Genomic DNA, 14,776 nt, shown 5'->3' on the forward strand with positions numbered 1-14,776 from the left:
GCTCGCAATTGCGGGCTTTTTTTATGTCTGGAGAAAATTATGGAAACATTTCACTGGAGACCGCAAAACAGCTCCACAATCTCAGTATCACCGAAAGTAAAGGTAATTAAATTCGGCGACGGCTATGAGCAACGCATTCGGGACGGTATTAACAACGATTTGCGCTCATACAATGTAACATTTGTCGGGTTATCAGAAGATGTCGGCTTGATTGATGATTTTCTTAGCCGACACAATGCGGTTAAAGCTTTTTTATGGCGAGAGCCTAACACTCACAAAACGATCAAAGTTGTTTGTCGTTCTTGGACATCAACGCCCAATGGCGCAGCTAAAACAATTTCCGCAACATTTGAGGAGGTAGTCGCATGATCCCCAAAAAAATGCTACTTAATATCACAAAAATAGCACAAGATGCGATTATTGACCTGTATGAAGTCGATTTAACTAAAATCGTGGGTAATAAAACGATATTTCGCTTTCATAATGGATTAAATGAGCTTCGGCGTCCGATTACATGGCAGGGTAATATCTATGAGCCATATCCTATTAAAGTAGATGGTTTTCAGAAAAACGGGCAGGGCACTAGTAACCGCCCGACAATGAGCGTTAGCAATGCAATGGGTTTTATTACTGGTCTAATAGCCGATTTTGACGGCTTACTTGGCGCAATTGTCACACGTCACGAAGTGCCAGTTAAATACTTAGACGCTGTTAACTTCGAGAACGGTAATCAATATGCCGATCCGTTTTGCGAAATCAGCTCAAATTATGTGATTGAGCAGGTAAAACAACAAAATTCAATGGTGGTTACGTTTGAATTAGCGTTACCGTGTGAGTCAGACGGCGCATTAATTCCAGCACGCGTCATTATTGCTAATACTTGCAGTTGGATATATCGCTCGTCAGAGTGCGGCTATACAGGTGGGCCTGTAGCTGATGAATTTGATAAACCCACAAACGATATTACTAAAGATAAATGTAGCCGTTGTCTAAATGGCTGTAAGCTTCGTCATGGCCAACACGGTATTCTTCCTTTTGGTGGTTTTCCAACTGCTGCTAAACTCTCTTAATTAATTATGAAAACACAAATACTTAATCACGCTAAACAATGCGGTGAGGCTGAGTGCTGCGGATTTGTTATTGATAATAAATCCTATCTGCCATGCAATAACATTTCACCTACACCAACCGAAACATTTGAAATATCCCCTGACGATTGGATAAAGGCAGAACAAAAAGGAGAGATAACCGCAATTGTTCACTCTCACCCAAACGGTTTACCGATACTCAGCCAAGCAGACCAATTTTATCAACAGCAAACAGGATTGAACTGGTGGCTAGTTTGCAACAATCAAATTCACAAGTTCAGGTATATCAAGCCACTGCTTGGTCGTGAATTTAAGCATGGTGAAACTGACTGCTTAACGTTAGTACGAGATGCGTACATGTTAACGGGTATCGATTTACCGAATTACGAAAGGCAAGATGATTGGTGGCATAACGGGCAAAATCTTTACTTAGATTTACTACCTAAAAATGAGTTTGAACAAGTTGAGGATGTTCAAGAGGGCGACGTTATCTTGGTTTGTCTTGGCTCGACAACACCCAACCACGCAGCCATTTATATCGGCAATCAATTCATTTTACATCATTGCCCAAATCGTCTCTCTAAACGAGATTTATATGATGGATTTTGGCTTAAATACACACATTCAATTTGGAGGCATAAAAAATGGCAATCGTCAGGCTTTACGGCAATCTTAAACAATATGGCGATAAGTTCAATATGAGCGTTGAAACAGCAGCGGAGGCATTAAACGGATTGTATTGTCAAATTAAAGGCTTGAAGCAGCAGATTATGGACGGTTATTTTCGGGTGCGAATTAACGGCGTAGATATGAACGAGGACAATTTACAGTTTGGTCTACACAGTCGAATACCTCAGGACGCTGTTATTCATATTGTACCTAAAACAGAGGGTGCAAAAGGTGGAGCATTCAGCTTTATAGCTGGTGCGGTGATGTTCGTTGTTGGTGCTATTTTTTACTGGACGCCAATGGGTTATCCATTAATGGCAGCGGGGTTGGGTTTGATGATTGGTGGTGTAGCCCAAATGCTAACCAAACTACCCAAAACAGACAAATCAGCTGACGGTGGCGCTAATAAAAACACCTATTTTTCTAATCTGGACAACACGATAGCGCAAGGAGCACCTGTGCCGCTTTGCTATGGCTTAATAAAAGTGGGTTCGAAAGTGCTGTCACAAGGGCTTGAAACATTAGACGACGCAACGAATCCAGATAAAAAACCAACAACACCAATCCCTTGGGATAAAATCATAAAGGGGAAGAAAAATGGGTAAAGGTTCAGGAAAAGCAAAAACACCAAAAGAAGCACAAGACAATCTAAAATCACACCAGCAACTGAGTATTATTGATTTATTATGTGAGGGGCAGATAGAGGGTCCAGCAAACGGATTGCAAAGCATATTTTTAAATGATACACCAATTCAAGCGCCCGACGGTTCATACAATTTCAATGGTGTTAATGTTGAATGGACGGCAGGCATTCAGGCGCAATCACCGCTAGAAGGATTTCCGGCAACCGAAAACGAAGTGCCTGTTAATTTGGAAGTAAAAGCAGCAACGCCGATTGTGCGAACCATTACCGACCCAAATATTGATAGGGTACGCATTACTGTTGGTGTGCAGTCGTTGAGCTCCACAGATAAAAAAGGCAACATCAACCGAACCTCAGTATCAATGGAAATTCAAATCGGTGTGGGTAGTGTGTGGAAAACGGTAAAAACGGTGGATTTAATCGATAAAAAAACACGCTCGCAGTATTTAACTTCTGTTATTTTAGATGATTTACCACCGAAACCGTTTAACATTCGAGTGGTGCGCAGAACACCAGACAGCACATCATCATTGCTAGTTAATAACACGCTATGGAGTTCGTACACTGAAATTTACGATACTAAATTTTCATATCCGAACACCGCGGTCGTTGGTTTGAAGTTTGATTCATCGCAGTTTAGTGGTGTGCCTCGCCGTAATTATTTAATCAAAGGTATGATAGTTAAAGTGCCTGACAATTACACTCCCGAAACGAGAGAGTATAAGGGTTTTTGGTCAGGTAATTTTAAGCTTGCTTGGACGAATAACCCAGCGTGGATATTTTACGACATACTAACTAATACACGCTACGGCATGGGTAATCGTATTGGTCAATTTGGTGTTGATAAATTTGCGTTATACACGATTGCTCAATACTGTGACCAGTTAGTTGATGATGGTTTTGGCGGTAAAGAGGCAAGATTTACCTGTAACTGTTACATTACAGAGCAACGACAGGCGTACGATGTTATTCACGACCTGTGCTCAATCTTCCGAGCCATGCCAATTTGGGACGGTACGCAGTACACTGCGGTGATGGATAGACCAAGCGACCCTGTAGCAATTTATTCAAACTCAAATGTAGTCGAGGGGCAGTTCAACTACACCTCAGCAGCACAAAAATCACGGCATACTGCTGTGCATGTGCGTTATATTGACCCTAATAACAATTGGGAGCCAACAACTGAGTACGTCGCTGATGATGAACTAATTAAGCGATTTGGGCTGAATGTAGCGCAAATCGATGCGTTTGGTTGTACGTCGAGAGGTCAAGCTCACAGGGTTGGTAAATGGTTAATTCAAACTGAAAAGCTTGAAACACAAACGGTTACGTTTAGCGTGGGACGTGAGGGTATCCGTCATTTACCCGGCGATATTATCGGTATTGCTGATAATGATTTTGCAGGTACAACTATTGGCGGACGAATTTTAGAAGCAAATGGTAGCACGATTACGTTAGACCGTGATATTGACATTAAACACATGAAACATGCGTATTTAAGTGTGACTGACACAAATATGCAACTACAAAAAGTTAAAATTCAAGCTCAGGTTAAACCTAATCAAATTGTTTTAGTAAGTAGTGTTAATGTCGATGAATATTCGGTTTGGGGCTTATATGACAATAAAATCAAACCACGGTTATTTAAGGCTATAACGATTGCTGAAAACAGCGACGGCACTTACTCAATCACAGCGTTACAACATGAACCGCAAAAAGAGGCGATAGTAGATAATGGGGCAAAATTTGAAGCAGAAAGTGGTACTATTTTTGGCTGGTCAATTCCGCCTGTTGAACAACTACAAGCTGAAATTATACCGGAGTCCGACTTATATCAAGCTCGTTTGTCATGGTCCACACCTCGCACGATTCAAAACCTGAAATTTGAGGTTAAGGTGCATCGTGATGATAAATTAATTAGTCGTGAAACTGTTAATGATACTGAGTATTATTTATCAGAATTACAGCAAGGCAAGTTTAGCGCAACGGTTAGAGGGGTAGCAGAAGACGGACGATTGGGCGATGAAACTACGATTGCTTTTTCGATTCTGCCGCCGTCTAAACCATCAGGCTTGGTACTCACGCCAAGTAGTTTTAATGTAGCGATTCGCCCTGTTATGACGTCTGTATCGAGCTTGGGTACACAATTCGAATTCTACAAAGGTACAACAAAGTCCGAAGTTGAAGCAAAAACCAATTATCTTGGTAGAGCTATGACATTAACTGATGTTGATTGTCAGCCTGATACTGAGTACTGGTACGGTGTGAATGCAGTTAATGTTGTTGGTCGTTCAGAAATGTTCATTGCTAACACCAAAACATTAATTGCTGAAAACGGGGCAGGGGGATTATTTAGGATTCAAACTCACGACGGTAAATTCCCGACTAATAATGATGAAGCGACTCAAATGTTTTATCGTGAATTCGGATTTTATCCAGCTCGTGATACTACGCTAATTGTTTACTCATTAGATGGTGCGGGGAAAGTTGCACATTCAGAGGCGCGTATGTACAACGGCTCATATTGGATTGAGCCTGCCATGTTCTTGGACGGTGATTTAATTGCTACTGGCACAATGAGGGGGGACAGATTAATCGCTGGCACTGAAATCAAAGCACCGCTAATCTCAGGCGGTAAAATGGTTGCAGGTAGCGTTATCAGTGCAGGTAATCCTCCAGCTTTTGAACTATGGGAGGACGGTACGCTAAACGCTAGACGGGCGAATATTGCAGGCAGCATTTATGCGAACTCAGGGCAATTAAATAATGTTGTGATTAATGAGAATTGCCAAGTTAAAGGGAAGTTAACAGCAATGCAAATTGTCGGCGACATTATAAAAATGCACACATGTGCAAAAGATGGCTCCGTTACTATAGCACCTGAGTCGTTCGATCGAGAGTTGTTTATTTTACCAGTTACGTTAGCAGCCGTTGGTCACCCGGGCCATACTGGCGATAACCACTGGAGCCCGAATTATTTCACATTTGGTAGGCTGGATATCATCATCAGAAATAGTGCAACTAATCAAGTTATCACAAAAAGGATAGAGACATCAGAGATAAGTCTCACTGTAAGTGAAACTCTTTCAACTACAATACCCGCTAATGTAACTTTTTTTGTTAACACACAAACACCGAACAAATATAAAAAAGATGGCATACCAGATTTCATCACAATAATGACATTGAAAAAATAATAATCGCCTTCGTAGTGGTTTTTATTTTAGGAGAAAATTATGGCAAAAATATCAGGCGTTTTAACAGACGGCGCAGGTAATATTATTAACAACTGCACTATTGAGTTATGCGCAAAAAAAACAACAAGCAAAGTACTAACGCAAACGCAAGCATTTCAAGTAGCAAGTAACGGTAGTTACATAATGAACGTTTTGCCGTGTGATTATGAAGTAAAGTTGATTATAAATGGATTCCCACCAAAAAGGCTGGGTACAATTCAAGTTTTTTCTGACTCATCTGACGGCTCATTAAATGATTTTTTACTTAACCCGTCGGAGAGTGAGATAACACCTGAAATACTGCAACAAGTTATTGATGCTCGTAATCATGCTAATAAATCTGCTGAAAAAGCGGCAGATTCAGAACAGAATAGTAAAACATCTGAAACGAACGCAAAAATAAGCGAAACTAATGCAAAAAATATAGCGCATTCAGTTGAAGGCTTGGTCGCTAATGCAAGCAACTCAGCACGATCAGCAAGTGAATCAGCAACAATAGCAACTGATGCTAGCGAATCAGCTAAATCACATTCAGATTCAGCAAAATCATATGCAGATAGTGCTAGTTCATCAGCTACAGCGTCACATAACTCAGCTCAACAATCTAGTAATAGCGCAAATGTTGCTAGCTCATCTGAGCGCAACGCTAAAACATCTGAACAAAATGCTAAAAAATCAGCAGATGACGCTAAAAACGCTGCGCTATCAATTGATACTACAGTTTTCATAAAAAAATCTGGTGTAGATAATCAGTCAATTAATGGCTCATTAGATGTAAAAGTTCTAAATGAACAAGGCCAACGAGTTTACTCGCCGAATAATAAACCAACTGCTGATGATGTTGGCGCTGTTCCTGCCGTTAAAGAGGATGTGAACGGTTCACCTATTTACATGGTAGGTGAACAAACGAATTTTAAACAGCGCCCAAAGTTTAATAACTCTGACTTGATTAGCAGCGCAGAATATGCAGCAGTATTTGCTAAAAATGGTTATGCGAAAATGGCCAATGGACTGATCATCCAATGGGGGGAAGGACAATATTTGGCTGGGGCAGGATTCGGTGGGTCTATTCAAACATTTTTTACAGTATTCCCAAATGCTTGTTTATCAATAGTGACGAATGATTTGTTTGCTGGAGTTAATTCTACAGCAGCATCACCAATATCTCGCTCTCAGTTTAAGTGTTGGGGAAAAGATCCAGTTGGTAGCTACGCGAACACAGGTTTTCTTTACATAGCTATAGGATTTTAAATATGAAACATTTTTACAGTCATACAACAAAATCATTTTATATAGATGAAATTAACAACGAAATACCGTCTGATGCTGTAGAAATCACAGCTAAACAGCACGATGAATTGCATAACGCAATAAACGCAGGCTGCATTATATTTAGTGATTTAACGTACTCAGATCCGAAGCCATCAGCTTTTCACAAGTGGGATGGTAAAAAATGGGTTGAAGACATTAATGAGCGTAATCAATATCTTTGTGAGCAAAATACAATTACAAAAAATTCATTAATCAACGAAGCCAGCGAAAAAATAGCTATTTTGCAAGATATTATCGATTTTGATATGCAAGAAGCCGACGAAGAAGCGCAGTTAAAAGAGTGGAAAAAATATCGAATCTTGTTAATGCGTGTTGATGTATCAGACATTAATGCAGTATTTCCAGACAAGCCGTAAAGAAGTGGCAATTATGCCACTTTATCTTTATTTTTTATTGTTTCAACTTGTTCGATAGCTTTTTCGATGTTGTTAAAGTCAATGACATCTTTGTTTAATAAATGATGTTCTAAATCCCACCACTTTAATTCCAGTAATTTCTCTATGATATCATTTGAAAAACGATATCGTATAATTCTTGCTGGAATGCCTGCAACAATAGCATAGGGAGGGACATCTTTAGTGACAACTGCTGATGAACCAATAATTGCTCCATCGCCTATTTTTACCCCTGTTTGTATAACAACATTTGCTCCGATCCAGACATCATTACCAATTGTTGTGATTTCTAGTGGTTTGAACTTGTCAGTTTCATTATATTGAAATGGATGTATTGATAACCAGTCCGTGGGGTGTTTATCTGCGCCGATTGTAACGTTTGTTGCAATTGAGCAGTACTTACCAATATGTGTGTTTTTAACTAAACCACTAACAATATAAGAATGCTCATCAACTCTACAGTTATCGTCGATGACGACTTGAGGACAAATTGTCGCTGTTTCAGCGATTAATTTAGGTTTCTGAATAATATTATCTAAAAGATTGCAGTTATCCTCAATGACATTTTGATCGTAATTTATCGTTGCTTCTTCAATTGATTTAGTTATCTGAGAACTGTAATCTAAATTTTTGCGTAGTTTTAATCCGGTTTTTTTATAAATCCAATATCTAAATCCCATATCTAAACCCCATGTAATTAAATCGGTTATTCCAAACAAAATAAAATTATAGCAAAATATTAATGATCAAACACACTATCAATCTTCAACTTACAATACTCAACAGCGTCATGTAGCATCACAAAATCGGCGATATCATATAGTGCTTTCTGTGTTTGATAGAACACATAATTGTGCTCGTCGTCGCTGTTGATAATGTATCATTCGCCCGACAATTCAATTTCAAAATTTTCGGGCATCATACGCATATAAAACAAAAGTAAATTTATTTTTCGTTATTTTATATTGATTGTTTTTTGATGTGAAATTTTGGAAGGTCGGTTGTAAGATGGTGTGACCATTTTGTGACACAAATGTTTATTAATATATACTAAAATCTATTAAAATCTACTAATTGAAATTTTGGCTAGCCCTTGTTGTTTCTAGTGTTATTAAGGTTTTTCAATTAATATATTTTAGTATATTAAGGCACTTCTAAGCCGTAGGTCACAGGTTCGAATCCTGTAGGGGACGCCATTAAAATCAATAAGTTAAACCAATTTCTAATGTTTTATAAAATTTAACTGCTTAAGTTGGATTTTACAGATTAACTGTGCTTTAATTTTTATTCTAAATAGAGTTCAAATTCATTATTATGAAAAGAGATCAGCTACATTTACAAGTAGCTGTGTATCTTGCCAAAAATTAAAGATAATTGATAAACAGAATATTAGAGGATAGAAGACATGGCTGCAAATTGAGTTTTCTTATTACTTAACTGAATTAGAAGACAATATTGGGAATGGTTAATGACCATCTAAATACAATAAAAATATCAATGTTCGACGACAGCATCTGATATAAAGAGTATTTGCTAAATGTTATTGAGAAGTACACTAAAAACAAATAATAAATGAGCTATCTAGAATGATTTGTTATAATTTAAATTTATAATAATAAAAAAGGAATAATAATGTTAAAAAGGATAGTTGCATTTTTACTAATGGCATTTGCTTTGTCTGGATGTTCGCCTGAAGTTACAGAAGATATGCTAATTGGGAAATGGATATGTCATAACCAAGGGGTATACAATATAGGAAAAAATGCCAATGACGAAAGAAATTATGAGATAAATGACATCCCCATAAGATATGAAAAACATGAAGACAACTCAATGACGAAACAATCTTATAATTTAGCACCGGAAAAATTTTCATTTAAACGCTATAGAAAAGAGCATCATAATCTAGATAAAAACATTGAGTACGAATATATATGGGAATATCAATATGTTTCAGATGATGAATTTAAATATGTACACACTTATAGTTCTAGATATATTCAAACAAAAAAACCTAGCGAGCTAGATGTTTGGACAACAACATGTTTTAGGCAGAAAAATTAGCGATCAAAATGGTAGCAATTGTTGGGATACCTATGCTTGTAAATAGCTAATTTATGCTTATATGATGAGGATTGATATGAGGTTCCATCTGTATGTGATAAGAACCTTGAATAAGATCATTTAGCAAATCATGGATTTTGAGTTATGAGTATCAGGCGAAGAAGATTAGTTACAAGAATGAAAAAATAGGGCATTATTAGATCGCATTGATTTAGATGCAGAACCTAAAATCAAGTAGCCAGAAAAACCACAGTAATAATCAATTATTCTGGATAATTGTATGTGTTTTTTTCGTATAAACAGTGCAATTATCTGGAATATCTTTATTTACAAATGACATCGCGCCGATTTTTACATTATTGCCTATTTTTATTTCACCACCGAGTATCAGTGAATTAGCACCAATATAAACATTATCTCCCATAATAATATGCATAGGCCCATGCCCAAATCCTATTGTGACATTCTGATGTATAATAAGATTTTCACCAATTATTACGTTTTCACCAATAGTTATAGAATAAGGGTGAGGGAAAGACACATTTTTACCTATTTTTGCACCAAGATGGATATCAATTTTAAATCTATATATTAATTTTTTTTGTATTTTCCAAGAGGTTTCTTTTTGTTTTTTATTTCCATACATATACATTTCATGAGCTAAACGCCACCAAAATAAGTATTTTTTATGTGTTGAATCTGTTCTGATATATGAAATTAAAACACGATAAAATGATATTTGTTTTCGCCTTGTTAATTCAGCTCGCCAGCACTCTTTCAAATGCGTTAAATCATGAGTCATTAAAAATTTAATTATATGTATATACTTCATAGCGCTACTCAATTTAATTTGATAATTTAGATATTAACAAACACACTATCAATCTTCAACTTACAATACTCAACAGCATCAGCTAACATCACAAAATCAGCGATATCATATAGCGCTTTCTGCGTTTGATAGAACACATAATTGTGCTCGTCGTCGCTGTTGATAATATAGCATTCTCCTCGGGTTGCTTAATTTCATAATCTTCCGGTGTCATACACATATAAAACGAAAGTAAATTTATTTTGTTGAATGATTTAAAAAAAACATCTGTAGGATTACTTGATGAGGATTTTTTTATTGCTATTAATTGATAAGTTTCATACTATTATCTAGATTTAATTAAGGAGATGGTATGAAAAAAATATTTTTAGTTGCTTTCTTAGGAATAATTTTATCTGGTTGTGGTGAAAAACGAGTATCGGATGAAATGTTTGTAGGCGAATGGAGTTGTAAAGTGACATTCTATAACTCTGATTGGAATGGCAATGGTTTTGAGGAATTTAAAAAAAAATATAATGATGAATATGTGTTAATGTCATTTAAATATGAGAATAATTCTTTATATTCTAAAAATCTAAAAACAGGACATTGGGACAAAGAAAGCCTTGTAGAAACTTATGATAATAAAACAAAACAAGAAGAAACGGATTACTTTTTTAGCAAAAAGACACGATCATTACAAAAAGAAAGCAATGATAAATTTATTTTGACTTATGAGCGAGAAACAATAACTAAAGATATCGAATATAGTTCATCGAATAATAAAATTAAAGAAGAGGCAAATTGCACCAGAATGAAATAACAGTTATAGACAAACCCTTTAAGAGGGTTTGTCTATAATATATTTAATATTTTTTGTAAGTTAAATAAACATTCTATTTTTATTGGAACAGTGACCAATAATGTGATTTATTTCAGATTGCGTCTAACTTACAAAAATAATTAAAAAGTTAGAAATAAATCAATTTGTCAAAATCATCAGACCCAAATTAAGGCTTTTAGAGTTAACAAAATGGTTGATAAATATTTAGTTTTAAGGTCATGAGTTATCAAAGATATTACCTTAAGGCAATTTTAAGCCATAGTTCACAAATTAGAGTTTTGTTGAGGATAAAATTAACGTTAATCAAATCAACTCAATAAAAACTAAAATTCTTTCTTTAAATTGAAATATATATTATCCTTTGAATTCACTATAAAAATAATGAGAGAAAATAATGTATAAATTATTCAAATTATCCATTTTTATTATCTGTTCGCTATTAATCACATCTTGTGCACAAGATACCGCAACAAAACAAGCTGATAGCGCAAAAAAAAGGCAAGAAGAATATTTAGCAAAAGCCCGTTTTTATTCAGATGTTGAGCCAAAAGGTAAACAACCTAAGGCTAGGATTACTGTAGTACAAGTGGGCTCAGATGATTTTACTGCAAGCAGATTACGTGTATATGACGAAACAAATACACGTAAATTAGGATATTTCATGGCTTATCGATTTGGTGATGAAACTTATGCGCCTATTGTTACCGACATTCATGACGTACACGTTTCGGATGAAAATGCAAAACCAATAAATCAGCTCAATATAGTGCCAGATAAGCCGTTTATTTTTAATGTGGCTGTTTATAGATATAAAAAACAAGAAGCGGGATGGTTCCATCGAGGTTACGCCGAATTGGTTACATGTAACTGGAATAACAAAAAAATAGTATTTATACCGAAAAAAGATACCGATTACTTGCTATCTATCGGTGCTAACCCAATAGAGGATAAAAAGAAATCCTTTTGTATATTCAGATTACAAGAGTGGGATAAAAAGACAAAAGAATATAAAGAAACAGCGGTTATGTCGTTACCAGAAAAATAATCGTTTCCAATCTTTTATAGAAAGAAAACAGCACGATATTTTTTTACATTATGAATATATAGCACAAACTAAAAATAGTTGCTGATAGTAATAATGAAAAAAGAATATATAATAAATAAAAAATATTAATGGATGATAAATTAAATGTACGAATGGGATTTAGTTAACATAGTTTATTTTTTGCTTAGAGTTATCTTTGTTTATGCACCAATGCATTTCTGGTATTTTTATCTTTCCTTATTGATTGTAGGAATTATACTTGTAAAATCAAGTAAGAATAAGTTTTCTTATGGTTTAGGTATTTTTTCTATTATGTTTATTGTCATTAGTTATGTATATTCAATCGTTTTTTGGATAAAACTATAAAAAATAATTGCACATACATCGTTATTAGCAATAACCAATTAAAAATCGGTCAGAAAAGGTATTGATTTTATTGAAGTTTTTTTTGGTGGTTTTTAGTCAAAAATACCACCAAAACCATCCCCCAAAATACGTCAACACAAGCTTAAACTTATCCATTTAACAAAAAAACTAGCACATTATTTTTCAATCGGCTATAATTTAAGCACTTTTAAAGCAAGGAAATGCTCATTAGTTGAGCGGTTAATTATAAAAGTATAAATAAAACAAAAAGTTACTTGACAGGATAATCGAAATGCGCTATCATACTTAGCATCTGGCCTGCCAAATCTACGCCCTAAATCTTTTTCAATATCATCGTAGTCGAAATCAGACTCAATTCTTATTTTTATCACCAAAGTTATCGAACCTGACTTCATCGCTGAGGTCGAAGAGCTTACTTCTCCTACCTAAATTGTCTAAATTATTCAAGCCATGGTTGGTTTTTGTACCGTTGTTGCTATTACTGTATTCGCAAAGTTCTCAGGCATTATCGGCGCAAACCACAAAGGTTATTGAGGGGAATGCACCTTATTTAACGTTTGATGGTGGTCGAACTAGGGCGACTTCAGTGGATAGTTTATTGACTATTACACTGCCAGATGGTAGAACCATCACGCCGTCAACTAATACATCAGACGCAACAAATCCGATAAAGTTAATTAACGGAAGAACTTTGGGCGATATAAGTATGTCGGTACCTTCATCGACTAATTTATTGAATTTAAATGATTTAGTGAATAGATATCATTATTGGGGGGATGATGATGGAGATGGACAGGGTGCAAATGGCATAACAGCGACGGGGAGTATATCGGTAAGTTTCACTGACAAGAATGGCCATACAGTAAGTCGTAGCGATACATTAGATATATGTGATGCGCCTTATAAGGTAACATTAAGTAGTACTGGAGGCAGCTTAGCTACACAGTATGGTGTACCGAATAACAGTACTTTCAGTGGTAGTACGGTGTCGTATTATATCAATCCAAATGAATTGCCAAAAATCTGTTACGTAAGGGTGAATTTGATATATGGCGGTGGTAATCTTGATTTTAGAGATAATCCTAGCCTTGCTGGTCCAGCAAGCATTTGGGATCAAAATAGGGGTTTTTTAGTTCAGTCAACAAGTTTGTCATCTTATGATCTTAATTTTCCGACAACGGGTTTAGATGGTTTGTATTTTGATTTAGATATAGGTGGAGTGGATGGAAGTGAGTTGATGTGGTCTGTTGTCACGAATGGTAGTATAAGGGCAACAGTGAGTTGGACAAGGCCCCATTCTGGTTCATTCATAGATCCGGAGAGAAATAGCAGACCGGCTGATATTTGGATTAGTGATAAATCCCATTATGTAACACGGGTAATGTTAAATGGTCCTAGAGCGGATAGTAGTCAGATAAGTTCAGCAAATCCTAGTCCACTAACTGTACCCTCTTTGCCGCAGACTTTTGAGTTGGTGGGAAGGGATAGTCGTGGTAATGAGGTGAGGTATGGATTTGTGTTGAGGCAGTGGTTCGTCAATCGCGGTGGTAAACACGATACCCAGTCTAATCAAATATCTTGGTGTAGCCGTTTGGGTTATCGTCTTGCTAAGGTAAAGGATTTGACTAACGCGAAATGTGGTGTGCATCATTATTTCCCATGCTATGGAGGTATAGATGGCGCCACGCCTAGGTCATCTGATAATAATTACATGTGTCATATAGGTGCAGGTTTTTTCACTGAGTGGGGCTACATGAACTATTACGCTGATGTGGGTTTCGTTTATAACTACTATTGGGCAAGCGACGTAGCAGGTAGTACTCCGTTTGCTGTCAGCTCTGGTGGCGGTGTCGTTTATAGTTACCTAGCATCCAGTGACCTCTATGCTGTTTGCACCTCACCTTAGCTTTTAGTCCTTTGGCAAAGGGAGGGAGATGATATCAAAGAACAGCGCTCTCCGCGCTGTTGCGATTGAAAGCTACAGTCTATTCTAGTGTGGTAAGGTTTAGGATGTTTTGACCTTTAGTGAAAAAAATAGTTATAGTGTCCACGTCCGAGTTTAAACAATTAAAGCGAATTCCTTACCTCCCCCCTCGCTTTAAGTTACAGAACATGGTCTGCGGTTACTACGCTACTTATCTCTTTGAAGCCACCTATATTCAAATTTGTTTCAGACAAATTTGTGTTTCCGATTGAAGCATAGCATCGCTATCATTCTTGTTTGACGTGCTGATCTCGCTCTGTTATTGGCACTTTATAACG

General features: G+C 36.4%; 12 protein-coding genes and 1 pseudogene. 11 read left to right on the forward strand and 2 right to left on the reverse strand.

The window, feature by feature from the left end:
• The first annotated feature begins 39 nt into the window (after window positions 1-39).
• The 7 genes and pseudogenes from ACYH9I_RS04975 to ACYH9I_RS05005 all read left to right on the forward strand — a co-directional run bounded on the left by ACYH9I_RS04975 (window position 40) and on the right by ACYH9I_RS05005 (window position 7,324).
• Window positions 40-369: a phage tail protein gene (locus ACYH9I_RS04975; protein WP_483559364.1), complete on the forward strand. Its 330-nt coding sequence runs from the start codon at window positions 40-42 to the stop codon at window positions 367-369.
• A complete protein-coding gene (locus tag ACYH9I_RS04980) occupies window positions 366-1,070 on the forward strand; it encodes a phage minor tail protein L (protein ID WP_483559366.1) in 705 nt (234 codons plus the stop codon). The genes ACYH9I_RS04975 and ACYH9I_RS04980 overlap by 4 nt, the downstream gene beginning before the upstream one ends.
• A 3-nt stretch (window positions 1,071-1,073) precedes the next feature.
• Window positions 1,074-1,790: a C40 family peptidase gene (locus ACYH9I_RS04985; protein ID WP_483559464.1), complete on the forward strand. Its 717-nt coding sequence runs from the start codon at window positions 1,074-1,076 to the stop codon at window positions 1,788-1,790.
• Entirely contained in the window at window positions 1,733-2,362 is a 630-nt protein-coding gene (locus ACYH9I_RS04990; RefSeq protein WP_483559368.1) for a tail assembly protein, read from the forward strand. The genes ACYH9I_RS04985 and ACYH9I_RS04990 overlap by 58 nt, the downstream gene beginning before the upstream one ends.
• A 253-nt stretch (window positions 2,363-2,615) precedes the next feature.
• Window positions 2,616-5,597: pseudogene (locus ACYH9I_RS04995) on the forward strand (TipJ family phage tail tip protein); the annotation flags it as partial.
• A 39-nt stretch (window positions 5,598-5,636) separates the two neighbouring features.
• The gene (locus tag ACYH9I_RS05000; protein WP_483559369.1) at window positions 5,637-6,887 is read left to right on the forward strand and encodes a prophage tail fiber N-terminal domain-containing protein; all 1,251 of its coding nucleotides are present in this window, start codon (window positions 5,637-5,639) and stop codon (window positions 6,885-6,887) included.
• Window positions 6,888-6,889: 2 nt separating this feature from the next.
• Window positions 6,890-7,324: a tail fiber assembly protein gene (locus ACYH9I_RS05005; RefSeq protein ID WP_483559371.1), complete on the forward strand. Its 435-nt coding sequence runs from the start codon at window positions 6,890-6,892 to the stop codon at window positions 7,322-7,324.
• An 11-nt stretch (window positions 7,325-7,335) separates the two neighbouring features.
• Here ACYH9I_RS05005 and ACYH9I_RS05010 read toward each other — a convergent pair whose 3' ends face one another.
• Complete coding sequence (locus tag ACYH9I_RS05010; protein ID WP_483559373.1) at window positions 7,336-8,043, reverse strand: CatB-related O-acetyltransferase; 708 nt, start codon at window positions 8,041-8,043, stop codon at window positions 7,336-7,338.
• A 952-nt stretch (window positions 8,044-8,995) separates the two neighbouring features.
• On the opposite strand from ACYH9I_RS05010, the gene ACYH9I_RS05015 reads away from it, so the two are divergent.
• Window positions 8,996-9,427, forward strand: a complete 432-nt coding sequence (locus ACYH9I_RS05015; RefSeq protein ID WP_483559374.1) for a hypothetical protein — start codon at window positions 8,996-8,998, stop codon at window positions 9,425-9,427.
• Between the two features lie 259 nt (window positions 9,428-9,686).
• Here the strand turns inward: ACYH9I_RS05015 and ACYH9I_RS05020 are convergent, their stop codons facing one another.
• Entirely contained in the window at window positions 9,687-10,259 is a 573-nt protein-coding gene (locus ACYH9I_RS05020; RefSeq protein WP_483559376.1) for a serine acetyltransferase, read from the reverse strand.
• Window positions 10,260-10,611: 352 nt separating this feature from the next.
• On the opposite strand from ACYH9I_RS05020, the gene ACYH9I_RS05025 reads away from it, so the two are divergent.
• From ACYH9I_RS05025 to ACYH9I_RS05035, 3 genes are all read left to right on the forward strand, one after another.
• Window positions 10,612-11,061: a hypothetical protein gene (locus ACYH9I_RS05025; RefSeq protein WP_091349688.1), complete on the forward strand. Its 450-nt coding sequence runs from the start codon at window positions 10,612-10,614 to the stop codon at window positions 11,059-11,061.
• 415 nt (window positions 11,062-11,476) lie between these two features.
• On the forward strand, window positions 11,477-12,127 hold the full coding sequence (locus tag ACYH9I_RS05030; protein ID WP_483559378.1) for a hypothetical protein: 651 nt from the start codon (window positions 11,477-11,479) through the stop codon (window positions 12,125-12,127).
• A gap of 856 nt (window positions 12,128-12,983) precedes the next feature.
• A complete protein-coding gene (locus tag ACYH9I_RS05035) occupies window positions 12,984-14,420 on the forward strand; it encodes a hypothetical protein (protein WP_483559379.1) in 1,437 nt (478 codons plus the stop codon).
• The last annotated feature ends 356 nt before the right edge of the window (window positions 14,421-14,776 follow it).

This window comes from Gilliamella sp. X-23, from assembly GCF_057063545.1.

What these genes read in the sequence shown, in the direction of transcription:
- ACYH9I_RS05005 (WP_483559371.1), top strand. Translation starts at nt 6,890, where the DNA reads ATGAAACATTTTTACAGTCATACAACAAAATCATTTTATATAGATGAA.
- ACYH9I_RS05025 (WP_091349688.1), top strand. Translation starts at nt 10,612, where the DNA reads ATGAAAAAAATATTTTTAGTTGCTTTCTTAGGAATAATTTTATCTGGT.
- ACYH9I_RS05010 (WP_483559373.1), bottom strand. Translation starts at nt 8,043, where the DNA reads ATGGGATTTAGATATTGGATTTATAAAAAAACCGGATTAAAACTACGC.
- ACYH9I_RS04980 (WP_483559366.1), top strand. Translation starts at nt 366, where the DNA reads ATGATCCCCAAAAAAATGCTACTTAATATCACAAAAATAGCACAAGAT.
- ACYH9I_RS05000 (WP_483559369.1), top strand. Translation starts at nt 5,637, where the DNA reads ATGGCAAAAATATCAGGCGTTTTAACAGACGGCGCAGGTAATATTATT.
- ACYH9I_RS05020 (WP_483559376.1), bottom strand. Translation starts at nt 10,259, where the DNA reads ATGAAGTATATACATATAATTAAATTTTTAATGACTCATGATTTAACG.
- ACYH9I_RS05030 (WP_483559378.1), top strand. Translation starts at nt 11,477, where the DNA reads ATGTATAAATTATTCAAATTATCCATTTTTATTATCTGTTCGCTATTA.
- ACYH9I_RS04990 (WP_483559368.1), top strand. Translation starts at nt 1,733, where the DNA reads ATGGCAATCGTCAGGCTTTACGGCAATCTTAAACAATATGGCGATAAG.
- ACYH9I_RS05015 (WP_483559374.1), top strand. Translation starts at nt 8,996, where the DNA reads ATGTTAAAAAGGATAGTTGCATTTTTACTAATGGCATTTGCTTTGTCT.
- ACYH9I_RS04975 (WP_483559364.1), top strand. Translation starts at nt 40, where the DNA reads ATGGAAACATTTCACTGGAGACCGCAAAACAGCTCCACAATCTCAGTA.